At 51.9% G+C, this 22,497-nt stretch carries 13 protein-coding genes; 1 reads left to right on the top strand and 12 read right to left on the bottom strand.

Going from position 1 to position 22,497, the window contains the following annotated elements:
• Positions 1-4: 4 nt before the first annotated feature.
• The 3 genes from AC50Y5_RS27810 to AC50Y5_RS27800 are packed head-to-tail and all read right to left on the bottom strand — an operon-like array spanning position 5 to position 3,491.
• A complete protein-coding gene (locus AC50Y5_RS27810; RefSeq protein ID WP_494864509.1) occupies positions 5-982 on the bottom strand; it encodes a hypothetical protein in 978 nt (325 codons plus the stop codon).
• Positions 983-1,001: 19 nt separating this feature from the next.
• Positions 1,002-1,781, bottom strand: a complete 780-nt coding sequence (locus tag AC50Y5_RS27805; RefSeq protein ID WP_155972693.1) for an SMI1/KNR4 family protein — start codon at positions 1,779-1,781, stop codon at positions 1,002-1,004.
• Positions 1,782-1,823: 42 nt separating this feature from the next.
• Positions 1,824-3,491 (bottom strand): DUF6138 family protein, encoded by a 1,668-nt coding sequence (locus AC50Y5_RS27800; RefSeq protein WP_494864507.1) that lies wholly within the window; start codon positions 3,489-3,491, stop codon positions 1,824-1,826.
• Positions 3,492-3,887: 396 nt separating this feature from the next.
• Between AC50Y5_RS27800 and AC50Y5_RS27795 the strand changes: the two genes are divergently transcribed.
• Positions 3,888-4,310, top strand: a complete 423-nt coding sequence (locus AC50Y5_RS27795) for a VOC family protein (protein ID WP_056028419.1) — start codon at positions 3,888-3,890, stop codon at positions 4,308-4,310.
• A gap of 307 nt (positions 4,311-4,617) precedes the next feature.
• Here the strand turns inward: AC50Y5_RS27795 and AC50Y5_RS27790 are convergent, their stop codons facing one another.
• The 9 genes from AC50Y5_RS27790 to AC50Y5_RS27750 all read right to left on the bottom strand — a co-directional run bounded on the left by AC50Y5_RS27790 (position 4,618) and on the right by AC50Y5_RS27750 (position 22,470).
• Entirely contained in the window at positions 4,618-5,832 is a 1,215-nt protein-coding gene (locus tag AC50Y5_RS27790; RefSeq protein WP_494864504.1) for a hypothetical protein, read from the bottom strand.
• Positions 5,833-5,853: 21 nt separating this feature from the next.
• Positions 5,854-7,107 (bottom strand): tetratricopeptide repeat protein, encoded by a 1,254-nt coding sequence (locus AC50Y5_RS27785; RefSeq protein ID WP_056028425.1) that lies wholly within the window; start codon positions 7,105-7,107, stop codon positions 5,854-5,856.
• Positions 7,108-7,165: 58 nt separating this feature from the next.
• Positions 7,166-8,515: an ATP-binding protein gene (locus AC50Y5_RS27780; RefSeq protein WP_056028428.1), complete on the bottom strand. Its 1,350-nt coding sequence runs from the start codon at positions 8,513-8,515 to the stop codon at positions 7,166-7,168.
• A gap of 512 nt (positions 8,516-9,027) precedes the next feature.
• Positions 9,028-14,730, bottom strand: coding sequence for a type I polyketide synthase (locus AC50Y5_RS27775; RefSeq protein WP_056028432.1), 5,703 nt, complete (start codon positions 14,728-14,730; stop codon positions 9,028-9,030).
• Between the two features lie 23 nt (positions 14,731-14,753).
• Complete coding sequence (locus AC50Y5_RS27770) at positions 14,754-17,297, bottom strand: NHL repeat-containing protein (RefSeq protein WP_494864500.1); 2,544 nt, start codon at positions 17,295-17,297, stop codon at positions 14,754-14,756.
• Positions 17,298-17,318: 21 nt separating this feature from the next.
• Positions 17,319-19,841: a pentapeptide repeat-containing protein gene (locus AC50Y5_RS27765; protein WP_494864498.1), complete on the bottom strand. Its 2,523-nt coding sequence runs from the start codon at positions 19,839-19,841 to the stop codon at positions 17,319-17,321.
• A 25-nt stretch (positions 19,842-19,866) separates the two neighbouring features.
• Positions 19,867-20,586, bottom strand: a complete 720-nt coding sequence (locus AC50Y5_RS27760) for a hypothetical protein (RefSeq protein WP_056028442.1) — start codon at positions 20,584-20,586, stop codon at positions 19,867-19,869.
• Between the two features lie 32 nt (positions 20,587-20,618).
• Positions 20,619-21,875, bottom strand: a complete 1,257-nt coding sequence (locus AC50Y5_RS27755; RefSeq protein ID WP_494864494.1) for a hypothetical protein — start codon at positions 21,873-21,875, stop codon at positions 20,619-20,621.
• A 34-nt stretch (positions 21,876-21,909) separates the two neighbouring features.
• A complete protein-coding gene (locus AC50Y5_RS27750; RefSeq protein WP_056028447.1) occupies positions 21,910-22,470 on the bottom strand; it encodes a hypothetical protein in 561 nt (186 codons plus the stop codon).
• Positions 22,471-22,497 lie beyond the last annotated feature (27 nt).

Below are 22,497 nucleotides of genomic sequence, written 5' to 3'. Positions count from 1 at the left end.
CCTATTACAAACGGATTATACGTCTAAAACGCAAATTGCCGACAATATCCTCGAAGTCTAGCTCAAACACATTAGGATCGCGATAATAGACCGCTGCCGCTGGCAAATAACCGACAACCGGGCCTGTTCCGCCGCATACCAAGCTGCCCCCATCTCCGCCCTTTGGGAAAAACTCCGCATCCTTCAGCGTCATTTCATATTGATAAGGATCACCTGAGAAGCAAATGCCGAAAGCATTCGGCAGCTCCAAATCGTAAGGCCTGCTCTCGCCTTCGGCGAGCTCCTCAAAATGCCTGAGCTTCATCCCATAGTCAAAGCTGTCGCCCCATGGATACAACGTCCGGCAGCCGCCGCCGTAAAGATATTCCCACTCATCCTCCGTAGGCAGGCTAAAGCCGGATTGCTCGATTTGCTCAGCGACGCTATCCGCGTCCAGCTCATCGTTAAACAAATAAGCGATAATTTCCTCTCCATCGCGTACGAAGCGGAAATTTTGGTGACGCTCATATTCTGAATAGGTGCTCAGCTTGAATTTTTTCAATTCCTCCTGAAAATCTTCATCCTCCGCCAAATCCTCGTCATCAAGCTCTACCTCGTACCAGCCTAGCGAATGCGTCTCGCATTCGACGAGCAAAGCGCCAATCTGCTCCTCGCGGACCGGCGACATTTGATCACGAATAAAGGTGTCCCGATCCTCAACACCAAACTCGTCCAGCGTCGCTTGAAAATCTTCAGCTGTTGCAGCATCCAAGCCTTGCTCCCAGCGCTCCCAGCCCAGTGTTGCTTTATCTCCTGGCACATAAACGAACTTATAGCCCGCATAATCATATACACCCGTTTCCGCCTTGCTGCCATAACGTTCGAACGTTTCCAATCCTTTATATTCAAAGCCTTCCGGAAGCTTTTCCAGCAGCATTTTCAAGACGATTTCCTTCTCCTGGCTCGGCAGTCCGTTCCAGATCGATCGATTTAATGTTTCCATTGTGCGCCCACCTTTTCCATTAAGTTAACAATTTGCAATTATGAGCTACCAAAAAAGCGGTTATTTGTTGCAAAAGCGGCTCCTGCCCCTCCTCATAGAAAACGGCAACCTCCAGCCTGTAAGCATAATTAAACCGAATATATCCGCCCAAACGCTGCAAAAACAAAGTGCACGTATAGGCATTTTCAATCTGAAAATCCGGCTGGAAGCTTTCCTTGCACTCACGTGCCAGCTCCGGCAGCTCATATCCGGCCTTATCCGGGGCAAAATGAAAAAATTGATGCTTACGCGTTTGTGTCCATGGCTCAAAATAAGGCGGAGCCGCCGCTTCCTGAGCAAGCTTTTCGCTATAAATCTGATCCAGAAGCTCCGTATAGTCGGCATGCTCATTCGCAACCTCAGCATACAGCTCAATGATTTCCGAATGCCGCGGCAGCCAGAGAATGCCCTTTACATCGGAATGCACCGCGAGAAAATCGCCATCAATGGTCGTGCCAATCGACACGCATTCGGCAATTTGCTGCTGCGTAATCGGGGAGGCATCATTATGCTCCCAAAACTCCTCCTCGGCAAACGGCTCCAGCACGCCGGAATCCGGCACTTCAATATTAAACCAACCGCGATAAGTGCCGGGCCCGTTAAGAGTCAAAAAGCGCACATACGCTTCAGGCAGTGTCAACTGCCGCTCCTGTTCCAGCTGATGCAGCTTCGCTGCCGATATAGGTGAACCATTAGTCGATACGATATACATGGGCAGGCCTCCTTTTATAAAAAACGCTTCATATAGCTCATTGCTCATTACTCATTTGCTCCCGCTCCTGCATGCGCTGCTCGCGTTGTATTAATAGGCGGCTTGCAGCAGCTGCTCCATAAGCGGCTGGCGCGTATCCTTCGTTTTGCGAGCTGCTGCTTTCAGCTTGTCGGTCCCGCCCCAGATCAAATAAATGAGATGCTCCACTTCATAATTTTGCAGCCCCGCCACTTGCTCCAGCAGCAGCTCCAAATTGACTTCCTCTTCAAAGGCCGGCTTGATTTTGAGCTTGAGCTCCTCCGTGCTATGCAGCATGCAAACAACGAGCGTTGCAATAGAATCGGCATTAACACCATAGCGGGCCGCGAACTCGGCGGTAAATTTATTTTGTACGGATTGATGCTCTACATCAACCAGCTTCATATACTGCTCGACTAGCGAAAAATACCGTGGATCGGCTAGGCCCAAGCCGAAAACAGCATAGCTACCCGGCATGCAGCTTTTCTCATCCTCCGCATCGCCATACCATTCGAACTCCTCCATTGCCTCGCGCGCATATTGCTCCAGCTGCGAATGCAGCTCATCAAAGGCGAGTGCATTTGCAAAGAAACGGTGCGTATCCGATTTGGCCAGCCCTTTCAGCGGCAAATAGTGCTTCTCGCTCGACTTAAGCTTGATCTTATAGCTTTTGGGGAAGCCCTGCTGCAGCAATCGAAGGATGAACGACACCGCTCGTCCGTAGCTCTGCTGCTCCTCCTGCTTGATGACGATCGTAATCGTTGAAAATACATCATTAGCTTTACAATGTACAAACGCATCACTATAATCGCTATCTTCCTTCGGATAGGCGCCGCTGCCTTCTTCAAGCAGCTGTGTTGCTTTGTCGCTTCCTAGTTGCCGAGCACAATCGATAAAGCTGAGCCCTCTTGACTTGCTATAGCTTGGCTCGAAGCGCAGAATAGCGACAGCCGCATAAAGCAGCAGCGTGATCAGCCCAGGCTGTACGGAGTCGTCAGCAGCCTCAGGCTTCAATATATACTGCTTCTGTCCATCCTCGCCCTCCTCTATGGCGAAATACGTAGGCAGCAGTTGGTTTTCCACCCAGGCTTTCAGCATCATAATGATATAGCTGCGATGTTCTTGGAGCGCTTCTTTACGGGATTTATTGAGCTCTAAAATTTTCTCGAATTTGGCAATGATCCATTCGCCGTCCAGCTGCGGGAAAAGCTGCTCACTCAGCAGGTGCCGCACCAGAAAAAACGTATCCAGCGGCTTCGTCGGAAATTTGCCGGCATCCAGCTTTTGCGCCACATAAGTTTGAATATGTCCCAGCAGCTCCTGCTTTTTCGCCTCATTCACGTATTCTACGAGCGTGAGCTCGAAGACGCTTTCCACAGCCCGGAACTTCCCGCAAAAAGTAAAGCGGTAATCCGTAACAGGTGAAGCCGCCAGCAATTCCAAACGTTCCCCGATTGCTTCCGCCAGTTGAGGCTTAATGAGCGTCTGGATCTGCTCTATCGTAAACAGCGCATGCGGATCAGGCTGCTCATCCTTTTCATCCGGCCAACCAAATCCCAAATCGTGATCTACAATTTGTATAGGCTCCGCCGTACAGTCTATTAACGCGTAATCAGAGACGCCTACTTGCAGCTTCGTACGTTTAACAGTATCCGCTGCATCCTGCTTCTCCAATTGGTCGAACCATTGGTGAATCTCTCGTTTCATCTCATCTATTGCCGCTCGTTGTGCTGCTTCCATCCAACTGTTCACCTTCCACTTTCCATATTTAAAGTTAAAGCAATAACCGTTATGTATCCCATCCATTAAATACCCGATTTCATTAAACCTGAACAGCCCGCTTTTTAAAAAATGAAAGGGCACCCGCTGCGGGTACCCGGCTTTTAAGCACAGCTATGATCATCTTCAGGGGCATGCTTCCAGCGTCAACTGCAAACGAAGCTTGTCCTCTTATTTTATCTGCGGCAGATGCCGGGAACAATAAGTCTTATGGACGGTTTTCCCCTAATTGCTGGTAAAGAAGCCCTCAGCTTAGCTGCACAGATTCCAAGTTTGAACATGCTCGGTTTAATGATACAATAGGAGCGTAATTGACCAAGCTTAACCCCAACTCAAACCTACGAAGGAGTGACGTAAGTGGCTGTTCAGGCGTATTTGAATTTTAATGGCAACTGTCGTGAAGCGGTATTGTTTTATGCAGAGGTTTTCGGAACGGACAAGCCTGAAATTATGACATTCGGGGATTCTCCTCCAAATCCGGAGTATGAGATGCCGGAAGCAGTAAAACCTTTGGTTATGCATACGCGGCTGAAAATAATGGGCAGCACAATTATGTTTTCTGATGTATTTCCAGACTCTCCTTACGTTGAAGGCACAAACATCAGCCTCTCCGTCGTCAGCAAGGACCTTGAAGAACTGCAGTCAGTCTTCAACAAGCTCAAAGAAGGCGGCACTGTAGAGATGGAGTTACAGCAAACCTTCTGGTCTAAAGGCTACGGCAGCCTGAAGGATAAATTTGGCATTCAATGGCTCATCAACCAATCCGACGAAGAGCTTTAATCAAGCCTCATTCATAAGGCTTTGCATATAAATACCCGCCTGCCCTGTTTGGAGTTCGTCCAAGCAGCGGCAGGCGGGTATTTTTCTGACATTTACTTGAACGTTTGTGGTCTTGCGCAGTGAGCAGAATATCGTATAGCCTCATTCCTGTTTCAAGGGAACGCTGAATTTAGCGTGATTTATCAAAAGCCGGTTTCAAGCTTTCGCCGACATCTTCAAGAAATGTGTCCATATGCCACTTCAGCCTCGTGCCGAGCTGCCTTCCATAAGGCGTTTCTGGCGGAAGAGCGGAGGGCCTCAGTCGATTTTAACCTTCCGCACTCTCGATTTTGCCGATGACACCTGTGAGCGATTCAATGTGCTCGGCGTTTGTCCAACCGGAGAGACCTCTTCTCCATACCATGAGCATCTGCCAGTCGACCTGCCGCGTTTCTATCGCCCAAAGCAGCTCGTTCGTCCGCATCGGCGTTAGCGGCATGCCGTTCTCTGCCGGTATCCAAAGTGTATCGTCCGAATTGGAGACGGTCGGCATTGCTCGAACGTTGGAATAGGATGCGTCGTAGGCGTAACGGATTGGGCAGTCATCCGCCTCCAGAGCCTCCAAATACAGCCTGATATCGTCCAGTAATTTCTTTGCGGTTGATACATATTCCACAGGACCCTCCAGCAGCGGCGCTCCTCCCGCAGTAATGCTGCGGTCCGTCATTTCAAGCTCCGCATTTCTCAGCGCCGACCAGTTCCAATTCACGGGCGGGTAATCGTCCTTTTTCCACTGCACGCCGCGCGATTCGACAACCATACCGTAACGCCCCGACTTGAAATTGCGAGGATACACGATCCCATGGACCAAACTGGTATGGCCGATTGAATAATGGCTCCGTATTTTGTCCAGCTTTTTCGGCGACAGCGAAGCGCCCGCCGAAAAATGAGGGGTCCACTGATGCCGCGAGCAAAGCTCGCGCAAATACAGCTCGTCAACCCTGGCGTCGAGGCTGGACGGTTCCAACAACAGTGAACCGCCGTTAACGCCGAGATCGATTATTTCGCCGCTATCGTCTCCTTCAAGAACAATCATTTCCTCGACAAGCGGTACCTTCACCGCTTTAATCTTATCCACGCGTTGAACGGCTAGCTTCTGTATTTCCCGCAGCATTTCCTCCAGCAGATATGCCGACATTCCTTCCCTCGTATTGACGCTTTCGTATTTCGAGAAATAGACGGTTTTTTCGTTACGGGCCTTTATATCCAAATGAACATAAGCCTCCCAGGAACAACGATAACGAAACCACAATATTTTTTCATACAATGCCGTATCGGTTACGACAAGACTGTCTTTTGCACTGTTCATTAAGGATTGATCCAATACAGCGACGATGGTTTCGCTAGAGGGAATGCGATGCGCTCGCCGTATAGCCGGCTCCTTATTCGCCGGAATCTTACTCCAGTAATGCTTGTAGCCTTGCATATAACGGTCGAAAACCGCTCTCAGCTCGTTCTGCCATTCCATGCTTGTTTCGTCCACGATCCCCCCTCCTTTCGAACACTATACGGATAAAGAATTTTTACGATCGGCGCGTTTCTGACTCAGGTTTTGGAAATACGTGATAGAAAATGCGATAGCGATAGGAATGCTAATAAGCATAATCCACAACGTCATTCCTATCGCAATAATCGTAAAGCTTCTGGCCGAGCGAAGCGGGTTGGCAATCCAATAGCGGTAACGCACCTCGCCAGGTGTAAGATTCGATACTTGCTGAACCCACGCTTCAACTTGCGGGTGACCAGGATGCCGTTCCGAGCATTGCTTGAAATGCGCAATCGCTTGTTGGTAAAACTTACCCTTATACAGTATATTTCCGTAATGCAGGCTCATTTCCAAATCATTGGGATGCTTCTTCAAGTATTCCTTCAACAACGTATTCGGACTAATTTTCTTCTCTAATTGTGCGATCCTGATGCCCCGTAACAGTATTGCCGGATCGTTGTCGTTCAGTTTGGCGAGCACAAAGGTTTCGCTGAATAGACTGCGTAAATAATGGATATATCGTTCTTGGTTTTTGCGAACGCTATCGTGCGTGCCAACGACGAACTTGTTGAACGGATCGAGCTCCACAGCCGACTCTACCACCTGTACAGCCTCCTCAAGCCTGCCCAAATTTTGCAGCACGACTGCATGCTCCGCCAAAAATTCGGCGTTTTGCGGTTCAAGCTGAAGTGCGGTTACAATGAGCTTCTCCGATTCTTCCATCCTTCCTACTATCCGAAGCACATAGGAGAGGTAGGCATACGACCAACTGTATTCTGGATCGAGACGAATGCTCGTCCGCAGCAGCTTGCATGACTCGTCCAGCCGTTCCTTCAATCTTTTTTTCCAACTGACACGAAACCAAACTCTCTGGTATGGCTTTCTGCCGTAACGATATACTGCCTGTTCGCAGAATGTAACGGCCAAATGATAGTTGGATGGCGCATCGTTCGGGTCCAGCTCCAGGCTGCGCGTCAACGACTCTACCGATTCTTCGAATCTTGTAAGCTTTCTATAAATAAAGCCAAACAATCGATGCACATACAAATCGTCGGGCTGCTGCTTGATTAACAGTCTGCCAAACTCCAATGCCTCGCCGTATCTTGCTAGCTCGTAACAATTCCATCCGCAGGTGTACAAGGCGTCGTAATGCTCAGGATCGATTCGCAGCGCTTCGGCTGCTTGCTCCAACGCGGCCTCATGCTTGTTCATGTCCCAATAGTTTCTCGCAAGCTCCATTATCTTATCGATTTGACGTTCCTGATTTGTCATATGCTTATCTTGCCTTTCTGTTCCGTTAGTAAAATATCTAGTCCGTACACGGCTTCCATTAAATCAATCTCCCGAATTGCCGCAGATAATGCTCCACCTCGTTGTAGATACCGCTCTGATTGGAATATTTGACGTAGTTTTTCGCCGTGCGTAGCCATTCCAGCGTCGTCGGACGAATTTCTCCGAGCGCCTGCTCCATATCCTTTATTCCGATCGGCCGCTCGACGCCCGTCTCGAGAATATGCTCCAGCACGATTTCCGTCGCTCTTTCGACGACGTTGTCGATATCGGCGCCCGAATAAAACTCCGTGGACGCGGCCAGCTTTGCGATATCCATTTGCTTGACGTAACGGCCATGCAGCTTCATTTCGAACGTACGTTTTCTCGCTTCCACATCAGGCGGTGCCACAAATACCATCCGATCGAACCGGCCCGGCCGCTTCAGCGCGCCGTCCACATCCCACGGCAAATTCGTCGCTCCAAGAATAAGCACTTGATCTGTGTTCGTATCGATTCCCTCCATCTCCGTAAGGAAGGTGTCGATCACGCCTCGCATCGAGCTGCTTGAAGATTTAGAACGATTGTATCCTAACGTATCGATTTCATCGAAAAACATAATGCTGGGCTTTTGAGAACGGGCCTTATCGAACATGTCTTTTAAGTTTCGTTCGCTGACGCCTATGTAAGGATCCAAAATATCCGTAATATGGACGGGAATGAAGGACGCCCGGCACTCTCCCGCCGTCGCTCTCGCGATATATGTTTTGCCACAGCCGGGCGGGCCATACAGCAGTACGCCTCCGCCGATTTTTTTACGAAACTTGGAAAAGAGCCCTTGATTGTAAAACGGACTAATAATGCGGATATGAATCGACTTCTTGAGCTCGGTCAAGCCTGCGACATCCTCGAACGTAATTTTGGGCACGCTGACCGCTTCCTGCTTCGGGTCCACTTGTCCACCGTCAATCACCTTCAATCCGATATGTCCCTTTGTTAAAAAAGACCTGCCGTCCGCTCCCGGCTGTTCGGCGATACCACGATCTTCGTCGTTTTCACCATCTTGTCCATCTTCCTCGAACTCTTCTTCATCGTCGCTTGCTACAATACTATCGGATTTGTCCGTCCATCCGCTTGCTGAATTCTGATTCTGTTCGCTCTTCGCTTCGCTAGCGGCAGCAGCTAGCGCCACCGCGCCACCTTGTAGGCGCATCGACGCATGAGTAAGCTCCTGCAGCAGTTGAGCGCGAAGCTCTTCTTGCCCCGTACAGCATGAAAGCCCTGCGGAATAAGCGCCAATTGCTTCCACGTACTGTCCGCCTGCGGCATATTCCATCCCCAGCCAATAATGGGTTTGAGGGTCTTCCGGTCTTTCGGACGCCATCTGGCGCAGCCAATCGATTTTGTTCATCTGTGTATGCTCCCCACTCCTGAAAAATAGTCTCTCTATATATGTCGTATACTTTCTGTCCAATTTCAATAGATGCACAAAAATGGACCTTAATTTCCACCTGAACTCCATCATCATTCAAAAGGATACAATAGCGTTTCATTCATGATTTCTGATTTTTTATACTTTCTATCTCAACTTAAGCAGCATGAAATCGGTAAACAAGCCTTGATATAGCTATCCTGAAAATGTGTTCACGTTTACCATAAGTAGAGCGCAAGTTTTTTCCTATTATTCGATCCATCTAATATTTATATCAACCTTTCGTATGAAGGTATAAGTAATATCGGTAAAATATGGATGTATTATTATATTAAATGACGAAGATGAGCGCAATACGGGGAAATCCTTCTTTTAGCTTCATTCAGGCCTCAAAACAAAGAGAAACCCAAGCGTCTTGAGACAAGACGTAGGGTTTCTCTACAATTTGACAAGAAAAGCCGTCAAAACGGCGACTTTTTTTGTTAGCACTATTACAGTACACTCGCTTCCAGATTCTGCTCTACAGCCTGTTTCTCCTCTTCCAATAAGCTGACTAACACATCCGATAGCATTTCAATCGTGTTGCCGCTGAGAAGATCGCCCACCATTGGCGCACAGCCAAATTCGCTAGTAATGCGATTACGGAGTTTAATAGCCATCATAGAGTCGAGGCCAAGCTCCGGAAGGCTGCGTGTCGTTTCAAGAAATTCCTGATCGTAGCGAAGCAGCTCCGCGATAATTGCCGTGAGCTGTGCCAATACAGCAGCCGCTCTTCCTGCTGGCTCTAATGCTGCCAATTTCTCTGACCAGTTAATGGTTTCCTCAATCTGCTGCCCCTCGCTGCGCGCCTTTTGTTCTAGCAGATTAAGCAGCGGCGTGTCCGGGTACAGCATGCGGACGGAATTCCATTCTGCGGAAAGCACAGCCACCTGAGCAATCGGTTGACCGAGCAAATGCTCCAGCAGTCGCTCCCCTTCTCCATCGAGAATGCAGTCTATTCCATTTTCCTGAAAATGGGCTGCTAAGTTCAGTCTGGTGACCATACCAGACAGCCATGGCCCCCAGTTAATGCTCATAGCTGGCAGCCCTTGACTAAGACGATAATGGGCCAATCCATCCATGAATGCATTGCCTGCGGCATAATTCCCCTGTCCCGCTGGCGGAAGCAGCGCGGCAATGGAGGAGAACATCACGAAAAATTCCAGCGGCTCGGAGCGTGTTGCTTCATGCAGATTCCAAGCCCCTTTCACCTTCGGTTCATAGGCTTCATCGAAAATATGTGCCGGCATTTGTCTCAGCAGCATATCTTGGACGGTGCCTGCACTATGAATGACGCCTCGAACTGGTGGGTGGCCACTGCTGATATAATTCTCCATAAAAGCTTTTAGGCTCTGCTGATCTGTAATGTCGATGCAAAGGGTCTGCACATAAACACCAGCAGCTTCCAGCTCGAGTACGAAAGCGATTCGCTCCGCTTGCACAGCCTTTGTCGGATCATCGGCAAGGTTCGCCAAATAGCCTTTCCATTCATGCCTTTCCGGCAGCGGGCTCCGACCGAGTAAAATCAACCTTCTAGCCCCCCGCTTGACAAGCAAGCGCGCAGCATTCTGGCCGAGCGAGCCGAAGGCGCCAGTAATGAGATATGCGCCGTCCTCACGGCAGCGCAGCGGAAGTGCCGTTCCTGGAATGCGAGTTGCCTGATTGAGGCGAAGCACATGGCGCCCACCATCCCGGAAGGCCAGCTGATCCTCGCGTCCCGCTTCTTCACTGACCAGCTCCCGAACAAGCTGCTGCGCCGCTTCTGCAGCGGCCGCATTCGGATCGATATCGCAAATGCCGCCCCAATAATCACGAAACTCTTGTGCGATCGATCGTCCAAGCCCCCATGCTGCGGACTGGAAGACTGCTGGCGGCTTTGTAACGGCGAGTTCATCCAAGCGATGGACGAGCTGTGCACCGCGCGTCAGCGTCCAGAGACGTACCCTCGCATGATGACTGGCTATGCTCTGCACCGCATAAAGCATGGAATAAAGGGATAGCGCTTTATGCGGTGTAAAGCTCTCATTCCCTTCCATCCATGGACTGCTCCAGCACCTGCTGCCCTGCTCAGCTTCCGCTTCAAGAGCATGCAAATGCATGCTCACCGGTTCAGGAATATCCAAATTCCAGGCATGAACAATGCCGCGAAGACGGCTTCCAAATGCCTGTAGTGCATCCTTCACCATGCTGTCGTAATGCTGCTTCGTGCCAGGGTGTATTTTACTCCCATTCAAAGCAGGCACAAAATGATATTCTCCTTCAACAGCGGGCCATACAATAACCGCCTCAAAATTCTGCTGTCGCAGTATTGTGCTTGCTGCCTCCGCCACACCGCTGTCATCGGCGAGAAACAGCCAGACATCCTTCTTTGTCACGCGCAGCGGCGAGTCGCTCAGCTCAGGAGCAGGCTGCCACTGCGGCTCATAGAACCAGCGCTTTAATTGTGCACTCCTGATCTTTCCTACTCCCGCATCCACCGCCTGTTTGACGAAGCCGAGAAACTCGGCTACCAGGCGTCCATCTTCGTCATAGACGCGCAGGTCTCCCTTTGTTATCTTATCGTTGCGCTCCGTCAATCGGCTGTGAGCCCATAGTTTCCCTTCTACCTTTCGATAAAAGCGAATTTCCCCAATTCGCACGGGCAGACGAAACTCATCTCTCGTTTCCTTTGGCGCCTCGCCTTCAAGCGGGAATTCAGCAGCCAGCATCGCCTGAAAACAGGAGTCCATTATCTGAGGATGGAAGATGTAACCCTCTGTCTCCGCTGCCGCTAGGTCCATTTTAATTTCTGCCCAGGCCTCATCCATTCCAATATAAGCTTGTTGCAAGCCTTGGAACATGGCTCCGTAATCAAAACCCATACGGTTTAAAATCTGGTAGGCCTGATCGCGCCCTACGGTACGGCGCATCGTTTGACTCGCAAGCTTCGGATTCTGCTGTGCCGCTGGCGCGACCGGCTGGAGCTGCCTTACCCGACCGGAGGCATGTAGCGTATATGGACTTCCTGACGTATCTGCCGCCGAATAAATTTGGAACGTGCCGTTCTCCACGTCGAGATAGTGCTGGGTAAGCATGACCGTGGAGAGCTGAGGTAGCGTAAGACTGCGGTGCAGTTCGATCTGCTCAAGCGCATACCCGCTTCCGCCCAAGGTGTGCTGAACCGCCGCCATTGACGCTTCAATATATGCTGCCGCCGGGAAAACCGTCTGATCCAGTACCCGGTGGTCACGCAAATAGGGAAAACGAATGAGCGAGACCTCACCCTCCCAAGCTGCCGCTGCGCCAAGCAATGGCCTGCCAAGCAGCGGATGATCACGCAATCCTAGACGAATTAGCCGGATGACCTCCGGCTCATGCCAGTAGGCCTCCTTCCGCCATGGATAGGCCGGAAGCTTCGTCCACTGCGCTTGCGGATAAAGGGCGGTCCAGTTCGGCTCAAATCCCCAAGCATAAAGCTCAGCAAGCGACAGCAGCATTGCTTCATGCTCGTCCTCCTTGCGGCGGATGGAGGCAACAGCCAAGGCCCGGCGGGCACCAAAGCATTCATTCAGCGCTCCAGTAAGAACAGGATGCGCTCCGATTTCCACAAAAACCGTATAGCCACTCTGCAGCATTTGTTCAATGGCCGGTGCGAAGCGCACCGGTTCACGAACATTGCGCCACCAATAATGAGCATCTACAGACGCGCCGTCAACAAGCTCAGCAGTGACGCTCGAAAAAAGCGGGACGGACGCTGACTGTGACGGAATCCCCTGCAGGCTGTCCAGCAGCTCCTCCTCAATCTCCTTCATGAAATGGCTGTGAAAAGGGGCTCGCACCTTCAATTTTCGGTTGAATAATTTCTGCTCTGCCGCCAAGGCCAAAACATTGTCCAATGACTGAATTGTTCCTGCAAGCGTGACCGATGAAGGGCTGTTAATCGCAGCAATGCTCACCGTTTCTTCAAAGTCCTCCACTAGCTTCTTCGCTTCCTCCTCGCTGGCGCCGACAGCCGCCATGCCGCCTCTTCCACTTAAGCGCTGAAGAAGTCGGCTGCGGTGGTAAACGATCTGAAGCGCATGCTTTAAGGGATAAACGCCCGCCGCATAAAATGCAGCAACCTCGCCTGCACTATGGCCTACGATGGACTCCGGCACGATTCCCCATGAGCGCCAAAGCTCTGCCAATGCGATCTGGAGAGCACAGCTGATCGGCATTGAAATTTCGGTTTCGTCCATCAGACTGTCCGCTTCATCCTTCTCGAGCTCAGCCAGCATCGACCAGCCGGCAATTTCTTCAAACAAGCGGTCACACTGCTCCATCGTCTCTCGGAACACAGGTTCAAGCTTCAGCAGCTGCCTTCCCATGCCGTACCACTGCGGGCCCATACCTGAGAAAACCCAAGCAAGCCGCGGCTTGTCGCTTGGCCTATTCATGCCGGTGATGACGCCCTGTGCCGCTTTTCCTTCGCCAGCTGCAGCCAAAAGCTCTGCCAGCACATCACTGTCTTTCGCAATACTCGCTTGACGGTGAGCGTGATGCTCGCGGCGCTCGCCAGCGCTCCAGCACAGGTCTTCCAGCGCTAAGCCGGGACTGCTAAGCCGATGCAAGTAGCTTTTGCTGAGCAACTGCAGTCCTTCCGCTCGCCTTGCCGAGAACGGCAGCAAATACGAGCGCTGTGCAGCAAATCCTTTTTGCTCCACAACGGCTGATGGACCTGCTGCTGCCCTTGTGTCAACATCTGCCGCTGCCTGCCGCTCGCCATCACGGCGATAGCCAGCTTGAACGGCTATCAAGGACGCCTCTTCTTGCGGCAAAATATCCTTTTCGCTCACAGATGGCTCCCGGACGATCACATGCGCATTTGTGCCGCCATAACCGAATGAATTGACTGCCGCAATGGCTTCACCGTCATGCGAAGGCCACGGCTCAAGCTTGACGGGCACGCGGATGCCCCATTCATCAAATCGAATGGCCGGGTTCGGATTATGAAAATGCAGGTTCGGCGGAATTTGCTTATGCTGGAGGCAAAGCACCGTTTTTATTAGACCAGCTACACCGGCCGCTGCTTCGGTATGGCCTATATTCGTTTTACAGGAGCCAATGAACAGCTTTTCCGATTCCGTCCGCCCTTCTCCATAGGCTGCGGCAATGGCCCGCGCCTCGATTGGATCTCCGACCGGCGTGCCTGTTCCGTGCGCTTCAACATATTGCACGTCCGCTGCAGAAATGCCCGCCTTGCCCAGCGTTTTTCGAATCAGCCGCTCCTGCGCCTCGGAGCTGGGAACGGTAATGCTAGCCGTATGTCCATCCTGGTTGACACTGCTTGCCATAATAACCGCCTGAATCGGATCGCCATCTGCTAGAGCATCCTCCAATCGTTTCAGCACGAGCATACCAACGCCTTCGCCCCGGACATAGCCGTCCGCAGAGTTGTCAAAAGTTTTGCACCGGCCTTCCGGCGACAGAAATCCGCCTCTGCTTTCTACCAGCGTGTATTGCGGGGTGAAAATCAGCACAACGCCACCAGCAACCGCAAGCTCACTCTCGCCCTTACGCAGGCTTTCGCAAGCCAAATGCAGCGAAACAAGTGAAGACGAGCAGGCTGTATCAATGGTCATGGACGGGCCGCAAAAATCATAAATATATGAAATCCGGTTTGAAATCATCGTGGTCATACTGCTTGCGGCGGTATACGGCCCGGCGTCCCGCTGGAATGGATCGCCGAATTGCAGCGCGTGATAATCGAGCGCGAATGCCCCTACGAACACACCTACCTCCCGGCCGCGAAGAAGGGCGGGGCGCTGCCCGCCGTCCTCCAGCGCTTCCCATGTAACCTCAAGCAAATGCCGCTGCTGTGGGTCCATATGATGCGCTTCATGCGGCGATATGCCGAAGAACTCTGGGTCAAACCGGTCGATGCCGTCAATAAAACCGCCGTGCCTAGTTACCATTTTACCCGGTTTGTCACGATCGGGATGATAGAAATCCGTGTTCTTCCATCGCTCTGGCGGAACCTCCACGATCGCGTCTGTACCATTTTTGAGCAGCTCCCAGAATTGTTCCGGATTGTTCACCCCGCCGGGAAAACGACATCCCATGCCGATAATCGCAATGGCCTCCTCATTAGTGTGAGTCTGCTCCTTCGCGAACTGCTGATGCTTTTGCTTAGACATCGTGATAGCCTTCCTTTCCAACCTCAAGTCGTTATCGGCGTCCATACCCGAATGGCAGGACTTGTATCTCCCTGCGGCCCTTGCATTAGGCTGTAGTCGAGCGCATATAAATTCCGCCATTCATCTACGGCAATTTTCGCTGCATTTACGCCCTCCGTTGAAGAAAGAAGCGCTCCCTGCCAGCTGTACACGTCAAGCAAATACTGACTTGCCTGATTTCCGCCGCCGGAATAAGACAGCACATACATATTGCCGTCCACATCGATATCTAGATCAATGTACGATATACCAGACGTCTGGCGAAGCTGCAGCACAGGGGACATAGCGAAATAATTCTGGCTGTTGCCGAACACGTCGAAGGCCTGCAGCCGCTTGTTCCCTGCCTCCAGTACGATAAGGGTACCGTCAGGTGCAGCTGCAACTGCTACGGGCTGCTGCATAAGCCCGGGCCGTGTCCCCACTCCACCGACCGAATAAGGTCCCGGAGCTGCGCTGTCCGCCACCGGCTGCGCGCTTAGCTGCACAATTTGCAGCATGCTTGCGGCTGTGCTGACTGCAGCCGCAAATCCAGCTGGATGAGCGGTCAAATCATCCACTGTACTAAGCGTTAAATACCCTCGGCACGTTCCCGTAGGGAACTGAAAAACGCCAGCATCTCCGAGCGCGATGTTCCTGAGCGCATATGGCTCCGTACGTGTATCGAAGAACAGATTATTATCACAGTTGTGGCCAGCTGCAATGGTCGTCATCGTATAGAAGCCGCATGATGCGGGCTTAAGCGAATGGGCAGGCGATGACGAAACCGAAATGGCTTGGAGCCTGTACATTTGCGCCCCTGCCCCGCCGCCGCTGCATGGCGCACACGTCTGGCCCGATGCCCTCCAGCCATACACAAGCGCCGAAGCAGCAGCATTAAATGAAATGCCAGTAAGTTGACATAGATTGGTTCCGACATTGCTGCAGTCCAAACTTGCAATCGTCGAGGGGTCTGCCTCAGTTGCCGGCTGCCAATTGAAACCCGCCTCAGGGCTAAAGGCCAGCGCCATCGTTTGCCGATAGCCCTTTGCTGCTGCAGCTGGGGCATTTTCTTGAATCACGATGCTGAGAGTGGAGGATGCTCCTCCACTTGCTTCACCCTGCCCAACTAAAGCTCCAGAAGCGTCGTAGATGAACGCCTGCGCGGACACGGCAGCATTATGTGGAACATTAGCAAACGACGACTTTAACAGCGGATCACTCCAAATGCCGTTCATCAATCCGCTCTCTGTTTGCACATCGCCATTTCCTGTCCATTTAACTGTATATGAAGCAGCTGAAAGCGGCCATGTGCCATGGGCTGGGTCAGGATATACCTCAACCGTTGAAACCACGATCATATTCATGCTATAAACCTGCGCGAAAGTTGCAGGAACAGACAGTGTCTCTACCACACCGCTTACTGCGCCGCTCTGCAGAGAAGATAACAAGCCCGCTAGCGGCCAATATGTGCTTTGCGCTGCCTGAATAAGCGCATCGTCTTTATATTTGAGACGCAGCGCGGCGAGCAGCTTAGGCAACGAGCCGCCGAACAACAGCTTGCCTATCTGCGCACAGAGCAGATTGATGGCATCCAATGTTGAGACCGCAGATGACAAAATCCCTGCTGTCTTTTCCAATTCCATTACAATTCCGCTGTCGCTAAACAGCTCGTAATACCATGCCGCTGTCGCCGAAGTATACTCGCCGGCGGACTTCATGATCCAAGGGACAGCGTAGCCGAGCACGGCCGAGAAAAAAAATGGCAGCGGATTGGCAACGCTGTTCCATCCAAGCGCACCCAATGTTCCGAAGGTAAGCCGGACAGATACCGCTGCACTCGGGATTTGAAATGACTGCGTCGTCTGCTGGGCAACGGCAGGCATACCTGCTATCCCGAGTGTTGGCGGCACCAGTCCTATGAATTTCAACGTTGCTGTTTCAAAGGGCGAGCCTGATTGGAGTCTTGATGTCCATTCCCCAGCTTCAAGCGTAATGAGCGCACCGGAAGCATCGAGAAATTCCGCGTATAGACTGTAGAAAGCCGGAAAACTATTTTGCAGAACAATTTGGAACTGCTTCGATTGAGGGTCGGCGCTGACTGATTGCACCATAATGCCGCATTGCGGCTGGAAATTATCCGCCGTCCACTGAAAACCAGCAGCTGGCGGAATAACCGGCTGATAAGCACCGGTGACGCCCTGCTGAACAGACCATAGCCTATTTAGCAAATTGTCGTCCTGTTTGACGAGTACAAGCGTTCCTTCAATAAGCGGGCCAGCTGCCGAGGTGATTGCAGAAGACAGCGTATATTGATAAACGGCATTCGTGCCGAGCTTCCCGATCTGCTCTATTGTGGCCCAGCCTCCGCTAGACGAAGCCGGCCCCTGTTTGCTGATCGCTGTCGCGAGTCCATAGAGCAGATTGGTCTGGCTGTTGATCAAGCTGTTGACCTCGGTTTGAATAACCGGATCCGGTGAAGACAGCTCCGGATGCGCCCCCGCAAGCAGAACCGCGTAATCCATCGGTGCTGGGATGACCTGGCTTGCCATTTTATAGACCTCCTTATAGGTTTAATTGCACCAATGAAACGGGTCCGGCACACATGCTGGCGGCTTCGGCGGCGCAGCAGCCGTCATCATCTGCTCCCATGTAATATGCTGCGGAGGCAGCTGATTCAAATACTGCTTCAGCTTTTGCCCATTCGGACAAGTCGTCGTGCCGTCCATGACATCCTGAGTCATCTGCGATGTAGCCAGCACGATTCGGACCTGTTCCAGCGTATGGGTATCATCGGGACGAATGACCATCAGCACCGAGCCGTATATATGAAGCGTTTGATCTTCGTTTGCAATAATATAAAATTCCACATAGCCCTGCTGTAATTGTGAAGTATCCGTGCTGATATTACTTAAATGCCATTTGCTGCCCGGGATGATGACTTGGTCGATGCTTGCAGAGGATACGAGCGGATATCCCGCGCTGCTGAAAGCGTTTTGAATGTCAGAGGCCAAATTTTTCGCATCAAGCTCCTTGCTCATGGACTGAGGCAAATTAAACAGATGAACGCCAATCGGGCCGCCGGATACGTATAATTGCGTACTAATTTTGACTATGGAATAGATCGGATAAATGGGATTAGAAGCGTTTTTAATCGTCCAATAGCTGCCCAGCGTTACAGCTGTCACAGTCGCCCCCGGGTCCAGCGGAAAATGGTTGGTTTGGAACTGGCTGCGCAGCGCTGCTGATATCGTCTGATTGTCCAGATCGACGGCATACGATGACGCCAGTGTAAAAAAAGGCCCTTCGTTCAGCGATACCGCTGCATTCGTTAATACAGCATTCTGCAGCTGCGCCTGCTGGAAGACTGCACCTTGAATATTGGCAAAAGCAAGCGAAGCCTGCTTCTTGTTAATCGATGGCGTCAAATACGTGCCGTTCAACGTCGCTGCGATCAGATTGGCTGAATCCAAATTGCAGCCGTACATCCGGGCCTGCGAGAAATCCATGCTGCCAAGATTGGCATTGGCGAGATCAGCTTCCTCCAGATCGGCGTTATCCGCTTTTGCCGAGCTTCCGTACCAGTTGACGCCCGACATATTGACCGCATACAGGTTCGCATCGGTGAAAATGGCATTAGGCATATAAGCCCCCGCTAGAACGGCAGCATCATTGCTTGATACATAAAGCCATACGTTCAGGACAGCCCCGCCGTTCGTAATGGTATATACCGTGTTGTTATCGGTGATGATCCAGTTCTGGCTCGGAATGCGGACCGTAATGGTCGCGGCTTTCGAAAGCGGATACCCTGCATTCTGAAAAGCCTGACTGATCGCAGACGTGACGGCGCCGCCGTTCAAATCGGAGATGAGCGAGGTGCTAAGCGTAAATGCTTCCTGCTTGGCTCCAAGCTGCGCACCCGTCAAGTTTGCGCCTGTCAGCGTCGCATTGGACAATGAAGCGCTGAACAGGGCGACCCCGTTTTGCAGGGAAGCATTGGTCAGTGTCGCGAAGCTGAGATCAGCGCCGGTCAGATTGCTGCCGTCCAGCAGTGCGCCGGTCAAATCCGCATGCGTGAAGGTTACGTTCTTTAACGAACATTTGTTGAGACGAACCTTTTGCATGCTAGCCCCCGTAAAGTTCGTTTGGGCATCGATGATGGCTGTCGTCAAATCCTGGTTGTTTAGTGTCGAATTAGTCAACGTAGCCCCCGGAATTTGAATGCTGTCCAGATTCGCCAGCAGCAGATTCGCACCGGTCAGGTCGGCTTTCGTCAGGTTGGAATGAATCAGCACCGTGCCATAAAGGTTTGCACTTGCCAGGCATGCTCCTGTCAGGTCAACTCCGTCTACAGAAGCACTAGACAGGTTGGCAGATGTAAAATCACAGCCAGCCAGGCTCGCATCGGAAAGCGATACAAATTTCATAGTGGCGTTGCTAAAATCGACGCTCACAGCCGTACATTTATCCAGAATGGCGTAGCTCATCGACGCGCTTGCAAAGCTCGAATAAGAAATAATCGTATCCGGTCCTTGGAATGTCGCTTCAAACAAGTTGCAGGAGTCTAAATTTGCACCGCTAAGATTGGAGCCAGAAAAATCAATTTGGCTGAGATCCGCTCCAGCTAAGTAAGCCCACGACAAATCGGCCGAATGAATAACCGAGGCCTGCTGAATTTGCACCAGACCAGGTGTGATTGACTGCTGATGGAATAAAGCCGTCGCTGGCGGATTGTTCGATGCTATTCTGCTAATCGTGCCTCCGCTCATATTAATGTCATACTGTGTACCCGATACTTGCTCGACGAGCAAGACAGCATTGCCGCTTGAAACTAATGTAAACAGAGCAGGAGCCCCACTCCGATCCTCTGTTGCCGCATAGCCGCTTCCAGCATAGACAACATATTTGCCATTATTGGCCTGCAGCCAAAAACCGGTACCCATATCCCCATAAGCATTGAATCGCTGGTCAGGAGAGGCGGCGGTAGCCTGGACAGCCACCAACTGAGAGGTAGATCCATCCAGGCTCATATACGTGCTTCCAGCTGTATCGCTGAATATCCATTTTCCAATAAATGTCATCATGGTCGAGGACATTCGGATTCCCCCCGCCGATTATTAATTAAGTTTGACTGCCTTCCTTGATTGAGACTTTACCGTTTGCGCCCGAATTACCGTTCACGCCAGGTGCTCCGTTCGTTCCGGAAGCTCCATTATCCGCATTGGACGGATTTTGCCCCGGTGCCGTGCCATTCGCGCCGCCTACCCCGCCTACGCCTGCAAAGCCCGCACTGCCTCCTTGCCCGCCAATAGCACCGTTTGATTGGGCAATAACCGGGACGGTAAGCGATGCGCTCACATAACGGACGGTAATATCGCCGCCGTTGCCGCCATTTCCGCCATACCCCCCGTTTCCACCGTTGCTCCCATTACCGCCATTGCCTCCTGTAGCTGGGGGTATGGAGCTGGAGCATTTGGAATTTTGCTGGCCTGCGCTGCCGCCGTTGCTGCCATTTCCGCCGTTTCCTCCATTACCGCCATTTCCGCCGCTGCCTCCTGCGCTGTAGATGGTAATGGGACTCTGAGCTACAATGGATTGACACTTGAAAATGAAATCGGAGGCTGAGGCGCCTGCGCTGCCCTGCTCGCCATTTTGACCCGAGCTTACCGCATTCTGTCCCTGCTGACCGTTCGTAGCACTGATACAATGCGGTGTATCCAATTTGTTATACGTCCCATTCGTGCCGTTGCTGCCGCTTGCGGCCGCACTCTCACCTTGCGCGCCATCCGCCCCATTGGTTCCGCTTGCCCCTTGAATGACAATATCGTAGCTTGCACTCATGATCTGCTGACCTCCTTATATATAAATAACGATTATTGCTGAGGGACGTTGTTAATATACACCGTTCCATTCGTGCCGTTTTTGCCGTTTGCCCCTGGCGATCCCGCCGTGCCGCCGCCGCCGTTTGGATTTCCTTGACCGCCGTTGCCGCCGTTTCCTGCCGCTCCTCCTTGGCCGCCTTGTCCTTTCGTCGGAACACCAAGGGAGATAGAGCCGTTCGGTCCAAGCGATTGATACGTACAATAAATATTTTGGCCATTGCCAGAATCACCGCCACTGCCGCCGTCCGCACCGTTGCCGCCTTGACCTCCTTTGCCTTGCGCGCCTGCCGAACAATGAGAGGTCGAGCTGCCACCCGTGCCGCCTACACCGCCAGCTCCGGCATTGCCGCCTACGCCGCCAGCCCCGCCATTCCCGCCGCAGGACATTAGCGATATCGGCCCTTGCACAACAGTTAGAGTAGCTTTGACCACTTGAGAGTCAGAGCCGCGAGAGCCGTTGCCACCTTGCGTACCCGGATTGCCCGTTCCCCCCGTGCCGCCTTGTCCCGCTTGCGTATCGCAGGAATTTTTACCGTCAGAGCCTGCGCTGCCCTGGCTGCCCGGATTGCCGTTGCCGCCGTTGCCGCCTGCCGCCCCGCTTTGCCCGTCAGCTCCGATGCTTACAAAGCTGTTGGTCGGCTGCGTGTCCCCCAGCTGGGTACCGCCCTCTTCTTGAATAAGCGTATCCACAAGCAATGTGGCATTAGCCTGGCTAATGATTTGACCGCCCGGCTGAATCGTAATGGTATTAAAGCTGTAGGTGATCGGATTATCGCCATCGCCAGCCAGAATTAGCGGATTGCCTGGCGTGACAACGACAGCTTGCCCTGCACAGACGGCAAGCTGCGCCGGAAAGAAATGCTTCTGCAGCACAGCCTTATAAGATTTGACTTTGCTCGAGTTGCCGTAGATATAGGTCTGATAGGCGCTGCAGACAGCCGATTTCTCAAGTACGGACAGCTCCGAGTAAGCCTTTTCATTCTTGCTTGCATCCCATTCTGCGAGCGCTTCATGATGCTCTTGAAGCGTATTGTTCGCGTAATGCTCGTCGGAATTCCCGCCAAATGCCTTGAAATCGTCAATAGATTCTACCGTTACATAGAACGGCTTAATAGCAGTGTCATGATTGGGATTGGCCGAGATGTACGTGCCGCCTCCGCTCGTTGTTAGCGTTCCTTGTTGTATAATCTCCTCGGTCAAATTGAATTTCGCCATAAAACGGTTGCGGATATCTTGTGCAGTCAGCATTTTTTAGTTCCTCCTAAGTTATCGGGCGTGCCCGCTAGTTTTTGATAAACGTATTGCAGGTCAGAATAACCGGTGCTTCGCAGATGATTTGGCCGCCTTGCTCCAGCGTCAGCGTATTGCATGTGACCGACACTGGATCGTGCCCTTGAGGGGATATAATAAGCGGGCTGCCTGCCGAAACGACTATGTCTTGAGTAGTGAAAACGCTTAAGCTCATTGGAAAATACCGTGCGTTCAAAATATCAGCGTAGCTCTGCACCTCGTTTTGTCGACCAGCCAGGCAGGCACGAAGCGCGTCATAGAGCTGCCGCTCATCCAACTCGGTCAGATCCTGAGTCTTCATGCCAGATTTGCTTGCCGGCCACGGCTTAGGAATATCAAGCTCCCCGCCGTTCGAATCGTTTGCCCCGATAATCGACTGCAACTGTTCCAAACTTTTCACAATAATCCTCTTGGCGGACAAGGCGGATTCATATTCCGGCCGCGTGGATAGATAGTTTGGCCCTGGCTTATCCCCTGTTCTAAGTGTGCCTTTGCTTACATCCGCTTCGGTCAAACCGAGTTGTTGCAGCGTTTGGCTAAATAAATCCCCCATGTTCATTCCTCCCGTTCCTCTGCCCAT

The organism is Paenibacillus sp. JT22N7 (assembly GCF_059383875.1).
Note: the sequence above shows the minus strand (reverse complement) of the source record. Positions and strands in the feature narration are given on the sequence as shown.